12 protein-coding genes, 1 pseudogene and 1 riboswitch are annotated in these 14,462 nt (G+C 71.7%); of the genes and pseudogenes, 8 read left to right on the top strand and 5 right to left on the bottom strand.

Translation table 11 applies throughout. The annotated features are described in order from the left end of the window. Nucleotides 1-52: 52 nt before the first annotated feature. Nucleotides 53-1,624, top strand: coding sequence for a S8 family serine peptidase (locus ASG95_RS13060; protein WP_057377741.1), 1,572 nt, complete (start codon nucleotides 53-55; stop codon nucleotides 1,622-1,624). A 135-nt stretch (nucleotides 1,625-1,759) separates the two neighbouring features. On the opposite strand, the gene ASG95_RS13055 is transcribed toward ASG95_RS13060, so the two are convergent. Together ASG95_RS13055 and ASG95_RS13050 are read right to left on the bottom strand one after the other, a co-directional pair. Beyond that, a complete protein-coding gene (locus ASG95_RS13055) occupies nucleotides 1,760-2,194 on the bottom strand; it encodes a SufE family protein (protein ID WP_056921185.1) in 435 nt (144 codons plus the stop codon). A 46-nt stretch (nucleotides 2,195-2,240) separates the two neighbouring features. After that, a complete protein-coding gene (locus ASG95_RS13050) occupies nucleotides 2,241-3,146 on the bottom strand; it encodes a sulfurtransferase (RefSeq protein ID WP_057377740.1) in 906 nt (301 codons plus the stop codon). Between the two features lie 123 nt (nucleotides 3,147-3,269). Between ASG95_RS13050 and ASG95_RS13045 the strand changes: the two genes are divergently transcribed. The 7 genes and pseudogenes from ASG95_RS13045 (at nucleotide 3,270) to ASG95_RS13020 (ending at nucleotide 9,597) form a co-directional block, all read left to right on the top strand. Then, nucleotides 3,270-3,986 (top strand): EcsC family protein, encoded by a 717-nt coding sequence (locus tag ASG95_RS13045; protein WP_056920663.1) that lies wholly within the window; start codon nucleotides 3,270-3,272, stop codon nucleotides 3,984-3,986. A gap of 94 nt (nucleotides 3,987-4,080) precedes the next feature. After that, a complete protein-coding gene (locus ASG95_RS13040) occupies nucleotides 4,081-4,464 on the top strand; it encodes a YkvA family protein (RefSeq protein ID WP_056920664.1) in 384 nt (127 codons plus the stop codon). A 166-nt stretch (nucleotides 4,465-4,630) separates the two neighbouring features. Beyond that, nucleotides 4,631-5,176: pseudogene (locus ASG95_RS22435) on the top strand (DUF4192 domain-containing protein); the annotation flags it as partial. Then, entirely contained in the window at nucleotides 5,064-5,816 is a 753-nt protein-coding gene (locus ASG95_RS20930) for a DUF4192 family protein (RefSeq protein ID WP_157582040.1), read from the top strand. The pseudogene ASG95_RS22435 and the gene ASG95_RS20930, both read left to right, overlap by 113 nt. A gap of 88 nt (nucleotides 5,817-5,904) precedes the next feature. Continuing rightward, a riboswitch (SAM riboswitch) is annotated at nucleotides 5,905-6,015 on the top strand. A 17-nt stretch (nucleotides 6,016-6,032) separates the two neighbouring features. Further along, a complete protein-coding gene (locus tag ASG95_RS13030; protein WP_056920666.1) occupies nucleotides 6,033-7,169 on the top strand; it encodes a homoserine O-acetyltransferase in 1,137 nt (378 codons plus the stop codon). A 128-nt stretch (nucleotides 7,170-7,297) separates the two neighbouring features. After that, nucleotides 7,298-7,699: a universal stress protein gene (locus tag ASG95_RS13025; RefSeq protein WP_056920667.1), complete on the top strand. Its 402-nt coding sequence runs from the start codon at nucleotides 7,298-7,300 to the stop codon at nucleotides 7,697-7,699. A gap of 257 nt (nucleotides 7,700-7,956) precedes the next feature. Further along, a complete protein-coding gene (locus ASG95_RS13020) occupies nucleotides 7,957-9,597 on the top strand; it encodes an RNA polymerase sigma factor (protein WP_057377738.1) in 1,641 nt (546 codons plus the stop codon). Nucleotides 9,598-9,716: 119 nt separating this feature from the next. Here the strand turns inward: ASG95_RS13020 and ASG95_RS13015 are convergent, their stop codons facing one another. Genes ASG95_RS13015 through ASG95_RS13005 form a run of 3 tightly spaced genes read right to left on the bottom strand, consistent with a single transcriptional unit; the run spans nucleotide 9,717 to nucleotide 14,428 of the window. After that, nucleotides 9,717-12,104, bottom strand: coding sequence for a transglutaminaseTgpA domain-containing protein (locus ASG95_RS13015; RefSeq protein ID WP_057377737.1), 2,388 nt, complete (start codon nucleotides 12,102-12,104; stop codon nucleotides 9,717-9,719). Beyond that, on the bottom strand, nucleotides 12,101-13,363 hold the full coding sequence (locus ASG95_RS13010) for a DUF58 domain-containing protein (RefSeq protein ID WP_056920670.1): 1,263 nt from the start codon (nucleotides 13,361-13,363) through the stop codon (nucleotides 12,101-12,103). Before ASG95_RS13010 ends, ASG95_RS13015 begins: the two co-directional genes overlap by 4 nt. Before the next feature lie 9 nt (nucleotides 13,364-13,372). After that, a complete protein-coding gene (locus tag ASG95_RS13005; RefSeq protein WP_369820381.1) occupies nucleotides 13,373-14,428 on the bottom strand; it encodes an AAA family ATPase in 1,056 nt (351 codons plus the stop codon). Nucleotides 14,429-14,462: the final 34 nt, after the last annotated feature.

Genomic DNA, 14,462 nt, shown 5'->3' with positions numbered 1-14,462 from the left:
ACATTTCCGATCGGAACCCCAGTGACTCCATCCCCACCCAGGAGGAAAACCCATGCACCACCGTTCCCCGCACGGACGTGGCCTCGCCCTCGTGGCGGCTGGCGGCCTGTTCGCCGCGTCGCTGCTCGCGGCAGGAAGTGCCACCGCGTCACCGGCCGACGACACCGGCTCCAGCGCCGCGTCCACGGCCACCACCACGACGACCGGCACGGCGGAGGACGCCTCGACGCCGGTGCCCGTGGTGACCCCCGACGGCTACCTGATGAGCTACGTCGTCAACGCCAAGGTGGCCAACCCCGGCCAGACGCGGCTGGTCGAGCGCGCCGTGGTCGCGTCCGGCGGCGTCGTCGTCCAGTCCTGGCCTCAGATCGGCGTCGTCGTCGCCCACTCCGACCGCGCAGCGTTCCGCACCGACGTGGTCCGCCTCGGCGGCAACGCCGTGAGCTCCGTGGGTGCGTCGCGCACCGCGGCCGTGAGCGAGGGCACCCCGGCCGACCTGTCGCCGTCCTGGGGGAACGGAGCCTCGGGCTACCAGAAGGGCCACGCCAAGCCCGCCAACGGCGACCTCTCCGACGCGTTGACCAGCGAGGCCGCCCCGGCCCCGGACCCGCGGGAGACCGAGCAGTGGGACCTGGTCCAGATCAAGGCCGACCAGGCCCACAAGATCACCGACGGTGACCGCTCGGTGGTCGTCGGCGTGCTCGACAGCGGCATCGACCCCGACCACCCGGACCTGGCCGCCAACATCGACGTCGCCGACTCCGTGAGCTGTGTCGGGGCCGGCCGTCCCGACCAGAGCGCGGGCGCGTGGTACCCGACGACCTCCGACCACGGCACGCACGTGGCCGGTACGATCGGCGCGGCCCGCAACGGCACCGGCATCGTCGGGGTCGCCCCGAACGTGCGTATGGCGTCGGTCAAGGTCGTCAACGACGACGGGTTCATCTACCCGGAGTACGCGATCTGCGGCTTCATCTGGGCCGGCGAGCACAAGATGGACGTGACCAACAACAGCTACTACATCGACCCGATGGAGTACTGGTGCGGCGACCAGCCCGACCAGGCTGCCGTCCGCACGGCCGTCGAGCGGGCCGTCGCCTGGTCCACCGAGCAGGGCGTCGTGCACGCCGCCGCGGCGGGCAACTCCGCGAAGGACCTCGCCAACAAGACGACCGACAGCGTGAGCCCGAACTACACCAAGCCGATCACCCGGCAGATCAACAACGACTGCCTGGACATCCCCACCGAGCTCCCCGGGGTGGTCACCGTCTCCGCGACGAACCGCACCGAGCAGCTCGCGTCGTTCAGCAACCGGGGCCTGGGCGTCATCGACGTCGCGGCACCGGGTCGGACGATCCTGTCGACGATCGTCACCAACAACGGCTACGGCACCAAGAGCGGCACCTCGATGGCATCGCCGCACGTCGCCGGTGTGCTCGCCCTGATGAAGTCGGTCCACCCGGACTGGACCCCGGCCCAGATGGTCGCCAAGCTGCGCGCCCAGGCCGACGACCGGGCCTGCTCCGCCCCTGAGGGTGGCACCAGCATCCCGTGCACCGGTCCGGCGACGGACAACAGCTACTACGGCGACGGCATCGTGGACGCCCTCGACGCGGTGAGCTGACCGCCCACGCGTCTTCGCGCCAGGGTTCACCCGACAAAGGGCGGCTTCACCCCGGGAAGTTTCCGGGGTGAAGCCGCCCTTTATCGGGTCACCCGATAAAGTTGGGACTCGGGGGAGGGGCGCGGGAAACCGTTGCTAGGAGCGGGTTTTCAGGGCTACCTGGCGCTTGATCCGGCTCAGCATGCCGACCATGCCGCGCAGCCGCAGCGGTGAGACCGCCTCGCCCAGCGAGAACCGGTACGGCGCGTCCTCGGGCACCGCGAGCACCTCGTCGACGGTGAGCCCGTCGAGGCCCTCGTGCAGGATCCCGGCGAAACCCCGCGTGGTCGGCGCCTCCTGGGGGGCCGAGAAGAACAGGTGCACAGGGCGGTCTCCCGGGGAGTCCGCCGGGTCGTCCCCGACCTCCACGGCGAGGAAGATCGGCGACTGGCACTCGTGGACCTGTTCCATCTCACCCAGCCGACCGGCATACCTCTCCGGGAGCTCGGGCAGCCCCTCACTGAACTCCAGCAGCAGCTCCAGCCGTTGCGGCGCAAGGAGATCGGCGAAGTCGTCGGCGATCTCCTGCATCGCCGTCGGCAGCTCCGCGCGGGCCGTGTCCTGGGTCACCGGGGCCTCACTTCTCCACGGGCACGCGGACCGCGTTGCCCCACTCGGTCCACGACCCGTCGTAGTTGCGCACGGTGTCGAAGCCGAGCAGGTGGGTCAGCACGAACCACGTGTGCGACGAGCGCTCACCGATGCGGCAGTAGGCGATCGTGGGGTCGCTCGGCGAGAGCCCCTGCTCGGTGAGGTAGATGGCCTCGAGGTCCTCGCGGGACTTGAAGGTGCCGTCCTCGTTGGCCGCGCGGGCCCACGGCACCGACTTGGCGCCGGGGATGTGGCCGCCGCGCATGGCGCCCTCCTGCGGGTAGTCGGGCATGTGCAGCAGCTCGCCGGAGTACTCGCCGGGGGAGCGGACGTCGACCAACGGCCCCCCGAGGTGGGCCAGCACGTCGTCCTTGAACGCCCGGATCGGTGCGTCGTCACGCTCGACGACCGGGTATGCCGCGTCGCCGGACAGCGGCGTCACCTGCGGCACGTCCTTGGTCAGCTCGCGGCCCTCGGCGACCCACTTGGTGCGGCCGCCGTCGAGCAGCCGGACGTCCTCGTGGCCGAAGAGGCTCATCACCCACAGGGCGTAGGCCGCCCACCAGTTGTTCTTGTCGCCGTAGATCACGACGGTCGTGTCGCGCCCGACCCCGCGCGCCGACATCACGGCCGCGAACTGCTCGGCGTCGACGTAGTCGCGCATGACGGGGTCGTTGAGGTCCTGGTGCCAGTCGAGCTTGAGCGCCCCAGGGATGTGGCCGGTCTCGTAGAGCAGCACGTCCTCGTCGGACTCGAGGACGACGACGCCGTCGGGGCCGCCGACCTTCCCGGCAGCGAGCTGCTCGGCCAGCCACTCGGTGCTGACCAGCCGGTCGGGGTGGGCGTAGGCGGAGAAGGGGGACGGGTCGGTGGACGCAGCGGACTCAGGCATGTTCCAAGGCTAAACCTGCTGGTCATCGGGCCTCGTGGCAGGATGGCGAGCAGAGCCGTCAGGGCAGGTCACAGGGCCGGTCCGACGCAGGACAGGTCGCCGGACGACATCAGGGAGAGTGGCGTGGGGTTCCTCGGATTGGGCAAGGACGAGTCGGAGGTCGCACCGGCCTCGGCGCTCGAGCAGGCCAAGGCCGGGCGGGAGGACTCCGGGATGTTCGCCGGCGCGGTCACCGGGCTGATCGAGAGCCTCCTCGACGTGGGGATCGACGGCAAGGGCCCGTTCGACTCCGCCCAGAAGGTCGCCGACGTCAAGCGCGCCGAGAAGCCCGAGGCCGAGGAGGCCGTCGACGCCGTCGTGCGGGGCCACCTCAAGCTCGCTGCGGCCGGTGGCTTCGTGACGGGTCTCGGTGGCTTCATCACGCTGCCCGTCGCGCTGCCGGCCAACGTCGTCGAGTTCTACGTCGTGGCGACCCGCATGGTGGCCGCCATCGCGTCGCTGCGCGGCTACGACATCAAGCAGCCGGAGATCCGCTCGGCCGTGCTGCTGACCCTGGTCGGGGCCGATGCCGACGACCTGCTCAAGAAGGCCGGCGTGGCCTCGACCGGACGCCTCGCCAACCTCGCGGCCCAGCGCTTGCCGGGTCCGGCGATGATGGTGGTCAACAAGGCGGTCGGCTTCCGGCTGCTGTCGACCGCCGGCAAGAAGACGCTGACCAGGTTCGGCAAGGGAGTCCCGGTCATCGGCGGCGTCCTGGGAGCCGGTCTCGACGGGTTCCTCCTCAAGAAGATCGCCGACCACGCCCGGCACGAGTTCCCCCGCAGGAACACCGGGATCTGAGCGTGCTCGCGGCGCTGCGTGGGAATCACCACGGCCCTCGGGTCGTTGGCACCGTGTCCGGGCCAGCTGGCGTCCGGGAGCAAGGAGGACGTCCATGCCCATGAACCGATTCGGTGCCCTGCGCACCATCGCCACCGCGGTGCGTACCGCCACCCGTCCCGGGTCGCCCGGCATGGGCGAACGTCTGATGAGCCTGCCCAGGCTGTTCGCGGCCACCTTCCGCGGTGAGTATGCCGGGACCACCCGCGGGCGGCTGCTGATGGTCCTCGGGGCGGTCGCCTACGTCGTGTCCCCGATCGACCTGGTCCCCGAGCTGGCCCTGTCGGTGTTCGGGCTGGCCGACGACGCGGTCGTCGTCTCGTGGATCGCGGCGACCGTGGTCAACGAGACCGAGTCGTTCCTCGCGTGGGAGCGGCTGGACCCGACTGCCAAGGGCGCGGCCGCGCGCGAGACCGTCCAGGGCGACGTCCTGCGGTAGTGCGACGCGGGGCCTCTGGTCCCAGCGGCTCGAAGGGGCGGTACGGCGCGGATCCGGCGCCGTACCGCCCCTTCGCGGTGCACAGGGGTGCGCCCTGAGCCGTCCTGTCCACAGGGCTGCGGCACGACGGTGTCGGGTGACCGCACGGACGGGCACGGTGGGCCGCATGAACTCCATCAGGTTGCGCAGCCCCGGCGACGTCGTCGCCGTCCTGCCCTACCAGCTCGGCTACCACCCGCACGACTCGCTGGTCGTCGTCGCGCTCCGCGACCGGGCCGTCGTCCTGGTCGAGCGGGTCGACCTGCCCACGGCTGCAACGGCTGACGAGGCGTCGCGGATGCTGGTCCCGCCGCTGCTGCACGAGGAGCCTGATGCGGTCCTGCTCGTCGCCTACGAGACGCGCAGGGGCGCGGGCCGGCCTGCGCTCGACGCGGTCCGCGGTCACCTGCTCCGGGCGGGGGTGCAGGTGCTCGACCGGGTGGTGGTGCGGGACGGCCGGTGGTTCGCCGTCGACTGCGTCTCGGGGTGCTGTCCTGCCGGTGGTTCGCCGGTCCCTGCACCGGCTGACACGCCCGCGGTGGCCGAGTTCGTCGGCATCGGTGTCGCGCCGCTGCCCGGTCGGGGAGCGCTCGCGGCCCTGGTGGCCGCAGACCCCGATCGCGCCGGGCCCGTGGCGGCTGCCGTGGCCGAGCGGACCGCCCGCGCCGAGCGGACCGCCCGCGCCGAGCGGACCGCCCGCGCCGAGCGGACCGCCCGGGCCGGGCGCTCCGCCCGGCCACGGCACCGCCCGGGCCGAGCGCACCGGCAACGGCCGGGGCCTGGGCCGGGCTGCGCACCGGTTCGAGGCGTTGTCCGCCTGGGCTCTGGCGCTGGGGCTCCGGGGCACCGGGGACGACCAGCTGACGGTGGAGGCGTTGCGTCCCGACCAGGTCGCGCTGCTCGTCGACAGCCTCCGGGACCTCGAGCTCCGCGACGCCCTGGTGGCGTGGCTGTGCCCGGGGTCGCTGCCTGCGGACTGCCTGTCGCCCGACGTGGTCGATGCAGTGCGCACCTGCCTACCTCGGCCGGACACCGATCGTCGCGACCAGGGTGCGGCGCTGGCGGGGAGGCGACACCTGGTCCGGCTCCAGCACCTGGTCAGGGCCGTCCCCGACGAGCATGCCGCGGCCCCGCTCACGGTGCTGGCGAACCTTGCGTGGTGGCTGGGCGACGGCGCGCTGGCGAGGACCTGCCTGGAGCGCGCGCTGGAGGCCTCGCCCGGCTACCGGTTGGCGCTGCTGCTCGAGCGGATGCTCGATCTCGGGGTCCGCCCGGGCGGCGGGGTCGCTCGAGACGACGCACGGGCGGGGTGAGCGAGCGAGCCGTGGTGGCCGACGGTGCGCACGTCCACGCAGCGGACGCGGCGGACAGCGGGGGGCCCGCCTCGTATGATGAGCGGCAGGTTATGAGTCCCAGCGCCAAGCCCCGGCTTGCTGGGCGGCAACCCTCCTCGCGGTGGGGTGCCCCGGGTGAAGACCCGGCCGACCCTCACCTGGGCGGCAAGCGCGAGCGCCACAGGAGCAGTTTCGATGACCACGACCTCCCCACCACAGGCCACCTCCGGGGCGTGGCGGGACGGCGACCCGGTCGGCCGACGCCAGTTCGTCGACCTCGGCGCGGTCGAGCTCGAGCGCGGGGGTGTGCTGCCCGCTGTCCGGGTGGCCTACGAGACCTGGGGCGAGCTGAACGCCGCCGGCGACAACGCCGTCCTCGTGGAGCACGCCCTCACCGGGGACAGCCACGTCGACGGGCCGACCGGTCCCGGTCACCCCACCCCCGGGTGGTGGGACGGCCTCGTCGGGCCGGGCAAGCCCCTCGACTCCGACCGCTACTTCGTCGTGGCCGCCAACGTGCTGGGCGGCTGCCAGGGCAGCACCGGGCCCTCGAGCCCCGCGCCGGACGGCAGGCCGTGGGGCAGCCGCTTCCCGTTCATCACGGTCCGCGACCAGGTGCAGACCGAGGCCCTGCTGGCCGACGCCCTCGGGGTCGACCGCTGGCACACGGTCCTCGGCGGCTCGATGGGGGGCATGCGTGCGCTCGAGTGGGCCGTCACCCACCCCGAGCGGGTCGGCACGGCGATCGTGCTGGCCAGCACGGCATACGCGACCGCGGAGCAGATCGGCTGGTGCCAGGCCCAGCTGCTGGCCATCCGCGCCGACACGCACTTCCACGGCGGCGACTACTACGAGCACGTCACCGGGCCCGAGACCGGGCTGGGGATCGCCCGGCGCATCGCGCACGTCACCTACCGCAGCGAGCTCGAGCTGCACGAGCGCTTCGGTCGCCAGCCGCAGCAATCCGAGGACCCGCTGGGTGGCCGCGGTCGGTATGCCGTGGAGTCCTACCTCGACCACCACGCCGGCAAGCTGGCCGGCCGCTTCGACGCGAACTCCTACGTGGTCCTCACCGAGGCGATGAACTCGCACGACATCGGTCGCGGTCGTGGGGGAGTGGCGGCAGCGCTCGAGCGGGTGACCGCCGACCTCGTCGTGGTGGCCGTCGACTCGGACCGGCTCTACCCCCCGAGGCTGTCGCACGAGATCGCCGACGCGGTCCCCGGGACGGCGCTTCACACGGTCCACTCCGACTACGGCCACGACGGCTTCCTGATCGAGATCGAGCAGGTCGGTGCGATCGTGGCGAAGGTGCTCGCTGGCCCTGCCTGACCCGGGGATTTCCGGTACGGTCGGCGCAGCGGCTGCCGCCGCTCAGGCACCTGGTCGGAGCAACGAGGCTCCGGTCGACAGTGCCCCGGCCGAATCTCGGCCGACCAAGAGACCGTAGGAGGTCCCCCGTGGCCATCGTTGTTGGATACGTCCCGACGAAGGAAGGTCGCGCGGCCCTGCGTCGCGCTGCTGACGAGTCCCTGCTTCGCAAGTCGAAGCTCATCGTCATCAACTCCCAGCGTGGTGGGCGCGACTTCGACGGTGAGGAGGCCAACCGCTTCGAGACCGAGCTCAGGCGCATCCAGGGCGAGCTCGACGAGGAGGGTCTGGAGCACGAGGTGCGCCAGCTGGTGCGGGGCAACGAACCGGCCGAGGACCTCATCGCGGTCGCCGAGGAGGAGAACGCCGACTTCATCGTCATCGGGCTGCGTCGACGCACCCCGGTCGGCAAGCTGATCCTGGGCTCCAACGCCCAGCGCATCCTGCTCGATGCCTCCTGCCCGGTGCTGGCCGTCAAGGCTGACGACTGACCAAGCAGTCCGATCGGCCCGCTCCTGCCGTCGACCACCGGTGTCGCCGCGACCATCGGCGTCATCCGTGGCGCCGATGCGGGATCTGGGGGCATCTCGTTTTACAATGTCACCAACGAGGTCTCGACGGGTCAGCCCGAGCGGTCTCCGCAATACTTCCACTCCCGCCGTTGTTGTCACAGACATCCCCTCAAAGCATGGCTGTGATGACGTGCGCCGTGCCGCGAGTCCGCGACGAAAGGTAGTCCGTGTCGCCTGTGTCCAAGAAGGCTGCGAGCCCCGCACCGTCTCTCCCCCAGGAGTTCTCCCACCCCGCGCTGCAGAAGCTGCTCAAGCAGGGCCGTACCAACGGCTCCGTGGACAGCGCGCAGCTGCGTGACGCCCTCGAGGGGGCCGAGATCGCCCCGAAGAGGATGAAGGCCGTGCTGCGTTCGCTGGACGAGCAGGGGATCCACGTGACCCTCGACTCGGCGACCGCCTCGCGTGCGGTGGCTGCGACCAGCACCCGCAAGAAGACGGCCACCGCGCCGGCCAAGAAGGCTGCCCCCAAGACCGCCGCGGCGACCAAGACCGCGACCAAGGTCGAGGCCAAGGCCGAGGAGAAGGCCCCGGCCAAGGCGACCGCGGCCAAGACCGCCACCAAGGCGGCGAAGGCTGCTCCGGCCAAGGCGACCACGACGAAGAAGGCGGCCGCTGCCGCCGCAGGCGAGTCCGCACCAGCCGCCAAGAAGACGGCTGCGAAGGCCGGGGCGAAGACCGCCAGCAAGACGGCCGCCCCGGGCACCGCAGCCGACGAGGCCGCCGCCACCGGTGACGACGAGGTCGTCGATGCCGAGCCGACCGAGGTGGTCGAGTCCGAGCTCGAGGACGTCGTCGTCGAGGACGACGCCGACGACGACAAGAAGGACGAGGAGTCCGAGGGCGCAGGCTTCGTCCTGCGCGACGACGACGAGGACGACGCGCCGGTGCAGCAGGTCGTCACCGCGGGCGCCACCGCCGACCCGGTCAAGGACTACCTCAAGCAGATCGGCAAGGTCGCCCTCCTCAACGCCGAGCAGGAGGTCGAGCTCGCCAAGCGCATCGAGGCCGGCCTGTTCGCCGAGGAGCGCCTCAACTCCGGCGACAAGATCGAGATGAAGCTCAAGCGCGAGCTCTGGTGGATCGCCCAGGACGGCAAGAAGGCCAAGAACCACCTGCTCGAGGCCAACCTGCGGCTCGTGGTCTCGCTGGCCAAGCGCTACACCGGCCGCGGCATGCTCTTCCTCGACCTGATCCAGGAGGGCAACCTGGGTCTGATCCGTGCGGTCGAGAAGTTCGACTACACCAAGGGCTACAAGTTCTCGACCTACGCGACGTGGTGGATCCGCCAGGCGATCACCCGCGCGATGGCCGACCAGGCCCGCACCATCCGCATCCCGGTGCACATGGTCGAGGTCATCAACAAGCTGGCCCGCGTGCAGCGCCAGATGCTCCAGGACCTCGGGCGCGAGCCCACCCCGGAGGAGCTCGCCAAGGAGCTCGACATGACCCCGGAGAAGGTCGTCGAGGTCCAGAAGTACGGTCGCGAGCCGATCTCCCTGCACACCCCCCTGGGTGAGGACGGCGACAGCGAGTTCGGTGACCTCATCGAGGACTCCGAGGCCGTCGTGCCTGCCGACGCGGTCAGCTTCACACTGCTGCAGGAGCAGCTGCACTCCGTGCTCGACACGCTGTCCGAGCGCGAGGCCGGGGTCGTCTCGATGCGGTTCGGCCTCACCGACGGCCAGCCGAAGACGCTCGACGAGATCGGCAAGGTCTACGGCGTGACCCGTGAGCGGATCCGCCAGATCGAGTCCAAGACGATGAGCAAGCTGCGCCACCCGAGCCGCAGCCAGGTGCTGCGCGACTACCTGGACTGAGCAAGGCAGTACGTCGGTTGGTCCGTGCACGCTGGACTGACGCGGCATACCAAGGCAGTGACCAAAGGCCCCGAGACCATCTCGGGGCCTTTCGTCATCGCGGTATGCCGTCCAGCGAGCTAGGCGCGGTAGTCGCGGCGCGCGTCGCGCCAGTCCTGGAACCGGTCGAGCGGGCGCCGCACCAAGCGAGCGACGGCGGCGCGCCGGTCGCGCCACTCGAGCAGGCCCTCGGTCGGCCACCAGGTGGCGCGCAGCCGGTCCTTGCGGCGGCGCACGCCGGAGACGGCCTTGACGACGGTCTGGGTGTCGACGCGGATGTCGGTGACGGTCGACCCCGGTGGGGCGTAGCGCGAGGTCTCCACCCCGGAGACGACCCGGCGCAGCGCCTCGGTCTGCTCACCCTCGAGGTAGGCCTCCCGCTGGTAGAACCGGCCGGCCTGACGCGGGGTGCTGCCGCGGGGCGGGATGACGCCGAGGTCGCCGATCCGCTCGGTCATCGCCTGCCACTCGATCTCGACCCGGGTCGACTCGTCCGGAGCGTGCCGCAGCCTGCGGCGGAACCGGCTCCGGGCGGCGAGGGGGACGGCCAGCGAGCCGAACAGGCCGATCACGATCCCGAGCAGGACCCACAGCACCAGGGTGCGGGTCTGCGGACCGAACCAGCTCGCGAACCCCGAGTCGCTCCCGGTGCTCCTGGTCGGGTCGGTGGCTCCGGGGTCGTTGCGTCCCTCCGGGCGGGTCGGGTTCGCCGTGGCTCCACCCGTCGCGGTGCTGGTCGAGGTCGGGTCGGTGCCGGGGGTGGTCGGCGCCAGCGAGTAGGGCGGGGCGACCGTGCTCTGGGTGCCGGACGGCGTGGGTTCGAACCGCAGCCAGCCGATGCCCTCGAAGTACAGCTCGGGCCAGGCGTGCGCGTCGGAACCCCGCACCGTGTAGGTCCCGCGGTCGGCCGTGCCGGGCAGGAAGCCGATCGCCATGCGCGCCGGGATCCCGGCCTCGCGCGCCATCATCACCATCGCGGTGGCGAACTGGACGCAGTAGCCGACCTTGCTGCGCAGGAAGAGCGTGATCGGGTCGGGCGCCTCGTCCTGGCCGAACTCGTTCTTCACCGTCTCGGGGAGCTCGAGGGAGTACCGGAACCCCCCGTCGGTGCGCAGGTACTTCTGGATGGCCCGCGCCGCCTCGATGCGACTGGCGTCCCGGGGCACGACCTCACCGACCGTCTTGCTGACGATCTCCTGCGACTCGGGGTCGACCCGCAGGTCCTCGCGCAGGAAACCACCCGTCGGTCCCTGCCTCGACTGGGCGAGGGACGCCTGGGTCGGGTTGAGGGCGAGGTAGGTGAAGCTGTAGGAGCTGACCGAGCGGTTGACGACGGCGACCGAGGTGTTCCGGTCCAGGCCCCAGCTGACCCGGCCCAGGTCGGCGGTCACCAGGGGAGTGGGCGCGGCGATCTGCGGAGCCTCGAGCCGGGAGTCCTCGACCGAGATCCGGTAGGTCTCACGGGGCACGTCGTCGCCGAGCTCGCTGGGCAGGGGCACCGAGCTCTGTCGGCCGAAGTCGACCTCGTCGCGCTCGGGCCGCCAGCTGTCGCCCTGGTAGTTCTCGAGCACCCCGACCCGCAACGGCGTCAGGATGGCGGCGTTGGTGGTGTAGCTGAGGACCGGCGCCTTCGACAGGGTCTTGAGGCTCTTGGTCAGGTCGAGGGTGGACTTCAGCCCGACCTGGCCGTCGCTGAACCCGGTGGCCTCGTTGGAGCGGCCGAGGCCGTCGATGAGGTAGCGGGTCGGGAAGTGCGGGATGACCACCGGCACGACGACCGCGGCCACGAGCCCGGCGACGGCCAGGCTCCGACCCACGGCGGCATAGCCGTAGGCCCCGTCGTGGTCGTCGTTGTTCCGGCGCCCGGTGGTGCTCATCGGCACGGTGGTGCTCCACCGCCGGAGCGAGGCGATTCCCTGCCGCCCCAGCATGAGCAGCCACAGGCCCCCGGACGCCACGAAGAACATCGGGTGCAGGGAGTTCCCCGAGTTGGAGGCCGAGATGAGGAAGGCGGTCAGCAGGGGCAGCCCGGCCAGCGCGGGGGACCGGCGCATCACCGCGAGGTGGTCGACGATGACCGCGACCACGCCGATCGCCAGGCCGATGGCCAGCGTGATGCCGCGGCCGGTCGGGGCGGGTGCGGCGTAGTTCTGGATCGTCTCCCGGGCCTCGATGAGCAGGTTGTTGAAGGCGAGGACGGTGTCGGGGTAGGGCAGGCCGTACCAGAGGTGGCCCCGCCCGTAGATCCAGCCCGCGGCCAGGACGACCCCCACCAGCTGGGCACCGGCGACGGCGACCCAGGAGCTGGTGAGCATCCGGCCCACCACCCCGACCACGACGACGGCGAGCACCATGGCCAGGGTCGGGCGGATCCAGGTGCTCGGCGTGAAGAGGGTGGTCAACGGCCAGGCGACGACGGCGGAGCAGGCGCCCGCGATCAGCGAGTCGGCGAGCCGTCCGCGGGTCATGCCACACCCACCCGGCTGGTCGACCCGGAGAGCACTCCCCAGACCGAGGGCAGGTCGTCACCGGCGCCGACGACGGTCACCGTCCAGCCGGCACCGCGCAGCACGGGCACGCAGGCGAGCTCGTCGCTGCTGCCGGGCCGGTGTCGCCTGGTGGCGGTGAAGCCGTCGGGGTCCAGCACGATGGCCAGCGCGGTCCCGCCGGGCTGGCGCAGCGAGGCCACCCGCCGGGCGAGCTCCTCGTCGAGGTCGGTGACGACGGCCAGGACCAGGCCGCCGGAGGCGGTCACCGGGTGGGCGGACTGGAGGACGTCGGCGAACTGGTCGTCCGAGCCGGTCTCGGCCATCGCCAGCACGTCGAGCAGCGGGTCGACCTCCATCGCGCTGGCAGCCCGGCTGTCCTCGGCGGTCTCGTCGCTGATGAGGTGCACGGCATACCCCTGGTCGATCAGGTGCGCTGCGACGGAGGCGCACGCGGTCACGCCCCACTCGAACGAGCCGGAGGTGCCCGAGCCGTGGTGCCCGCGGGCTCGTGAGTCGAGGACGATCGCGGCGCGGCGGCGCGCGGGTCGGTCCTCCTGGCGGACCATCAGCTCGCCGGTCTTGGCGGTCGCCGGCCAGTGGATGCGACGCAGGTCGTCGCCGTCGCGGTAGGACCGGATCGACACGTCGTCCTCGCCGTGCAGGGCGACCATGTGGGGGATCGCACCCTCGGCGCCGACCCCGCTGCCCGGGGGCTGCCCACCACCGAGCGGCACGATCTTGGGCAGCACCAGGATGTCGCTGGACCCCGAGATGGCCGCCACGCGGGTGCTCAGGCCGAACGGGTCACGCAACCGCACGCCGAGGGGCCCCAGCCGGTGCCGGCCCCGCACGTGGGAGCGCACCGAGTAGTGCACCTCCTGCCGGTCGCCGCGGCGCAGACGTGGCACGACGAAGCGCGGCCGGTCGCCGAGGGCGTAGTCGAGCTGCTCCTCGGCCATCAGCAGGGGGCTGGCTCCTCCGCCGGCGTTCTCGATGGCCAGCGTGACCAGGGACTGCTCGTCGACCTGGATGCGCCCGGGCACCGCGGTGCGCTCGAGCGCGAACCGCAGGTCGTGCCGGCGCATCAGCAGACCGCTGAGGAGGGGGAGCGCGACGAGCAGCACACCGATCCGGGTGAGGTCGGTGAAGCCGAGCCCGATCCCGCACAGCACCAACGTGATTCCCGCCGCGACGAACGCACGGCCTCGGGTCGTGAGCAGGTCTCGGAGTCGACGCACGGCCGCCCCTCAGCGGCCGGAAGCCGGGACGGGCACCCGCCGCATGAGGTCCTGCAGGACCTCCCCGGTGCTGCGCCGTGCGAGCTGCGTCTCACCGGTGGGGATGATGCGGTGGGCCAGCACCGGCAGCACGATCGACTGGACGTCGTCCGGCAGGACGTGGTCGCGTCCCTCGAGCGCGGCGTGCGCACGGGCTGCGCGGAGCATGTGCAGGGTCGCACGCGGCGAGGCCCCGAGCCGCAGGGCCGAGCTCGAGCGGGTGGCGGCCGACAGGTCCACGACGTACTGCTTGATCGCGTCGCTGGTGAACACCGAGCGCACCGCCCGGACCATCGCCGAGACGGTCGCGGCGTCGGTGACCGGCTGCAGCGTCTCCAGCGGCGAGACCTGGCCGTGGCTGTCGAGCATCGCGACCTCGGCGCGCGAGGACGGGTACCCGAGGGAGATCCGGGCCATGAAGCGGTCGCGCTGGGCCTCGGGGAGGGGGTAGGTGCCCTCCATCTCGATGGGGTTCTGGGTCGCCATCACGATGAACGGCTTGGGCAGGTCGTAGGTCTGGCCGTCGACCGTGACCTGGCCCTCCTCCATCGACTCGAGCAGGGCCGACTGGGTCTTGGGTGAGGCCCGGTTGATCTCGTCACCGACCACGACGTTCGCGAAGATCGCACCCGGCCGGAACTCGAAGTCGCGCACGTCCTGGTTGAACACGCTGACGCCGGTGATGTCGCTGGGCAGCAGGTCGGGGGTGAACTGCACCCGTCGCACTGAGCAGTCGATCGACCGGGCCAGGGTCTTGGCCAGCATGGTCTTGCCGACTCCGGGCACGTCCTCGAGCAGGAGGTGGCCCTCGGCGAGCAGCACGGTGATCGCCGTGTGCACGACGTCCGGCTTGCCCTCGATGACGGTGTTGATCGCCCGAGCCAGCCGCCCGGCGACCTCGGTCACCTGCCCCAGGGAGGCGGGCGACCCCGCGGGGAGGGAGAGCAGGCTCTCCGGCTTGGTGGTGCCCACGGGTGTCGTGGGTGCTGCCTGCGTGATGCCGTCGTCCTCGTGCCTGGCTTGCACCGGATGTCCTTCCGTCGTCCCCATGGCCGCCACG

The organism is Phycicoccus sp. Soil803 (assembly GCF_001429685.1).
In the GTDB taxonomy this organism is placed as follows: Bacteria; Actinomycetota; Actinomycetes; order Actinomycetales; family Dermatophilaceae; genus Pedococcus.
Note: the sequence above shows the minus strand (reverse complement) of the source record. Positions and strands in the feature narration are given on the sequence as shown.

Coding starts and splice junctions, on each gene's coding strand:
- ASG95_RS13015 (WP_057377737.1), bottom strand. CDS start 12,104: ATGACCCGCGGACGGCTCGCCGACTCGCTGATCGCGGGCGCCTGCTCC.
- ASG95_RS13050 (WP_057377740.1), bottom strand. CDS start 3,146: ATGCCTGAGTCCGCTGCGTCCACCGACCCGTCCCCCTTCTCCGCCTAC.
- ASG95_RS13055 (WP_056921185.1), bottom strand. CDS start 2,194: ATGCAGGAGATCGCCGACGACTTCGCCGATCTCCTTGCGCCGCAACGG.
- ASG95_RS13060 (WP_057377741.1), top strand. CDS start 53: ATGCACCACCGTTCCCCGCACGGACGTGGCCTCGCCCTCGTGGCGGCT.
- ASG95_RS13030 (WP_056920666.1), top strand. CDS start 6,033: ATGACCACGACCTCCCCACCACAGGCCACCTCCGGGGCGTGGCGGGAC.
- ASG95_RS13040 (WP_056920664.1), top strand. CDS start 4,081: ATGCCCATGAACCGATTCGGTGCCCTGCGCACCATCGCCACCGCGGTG.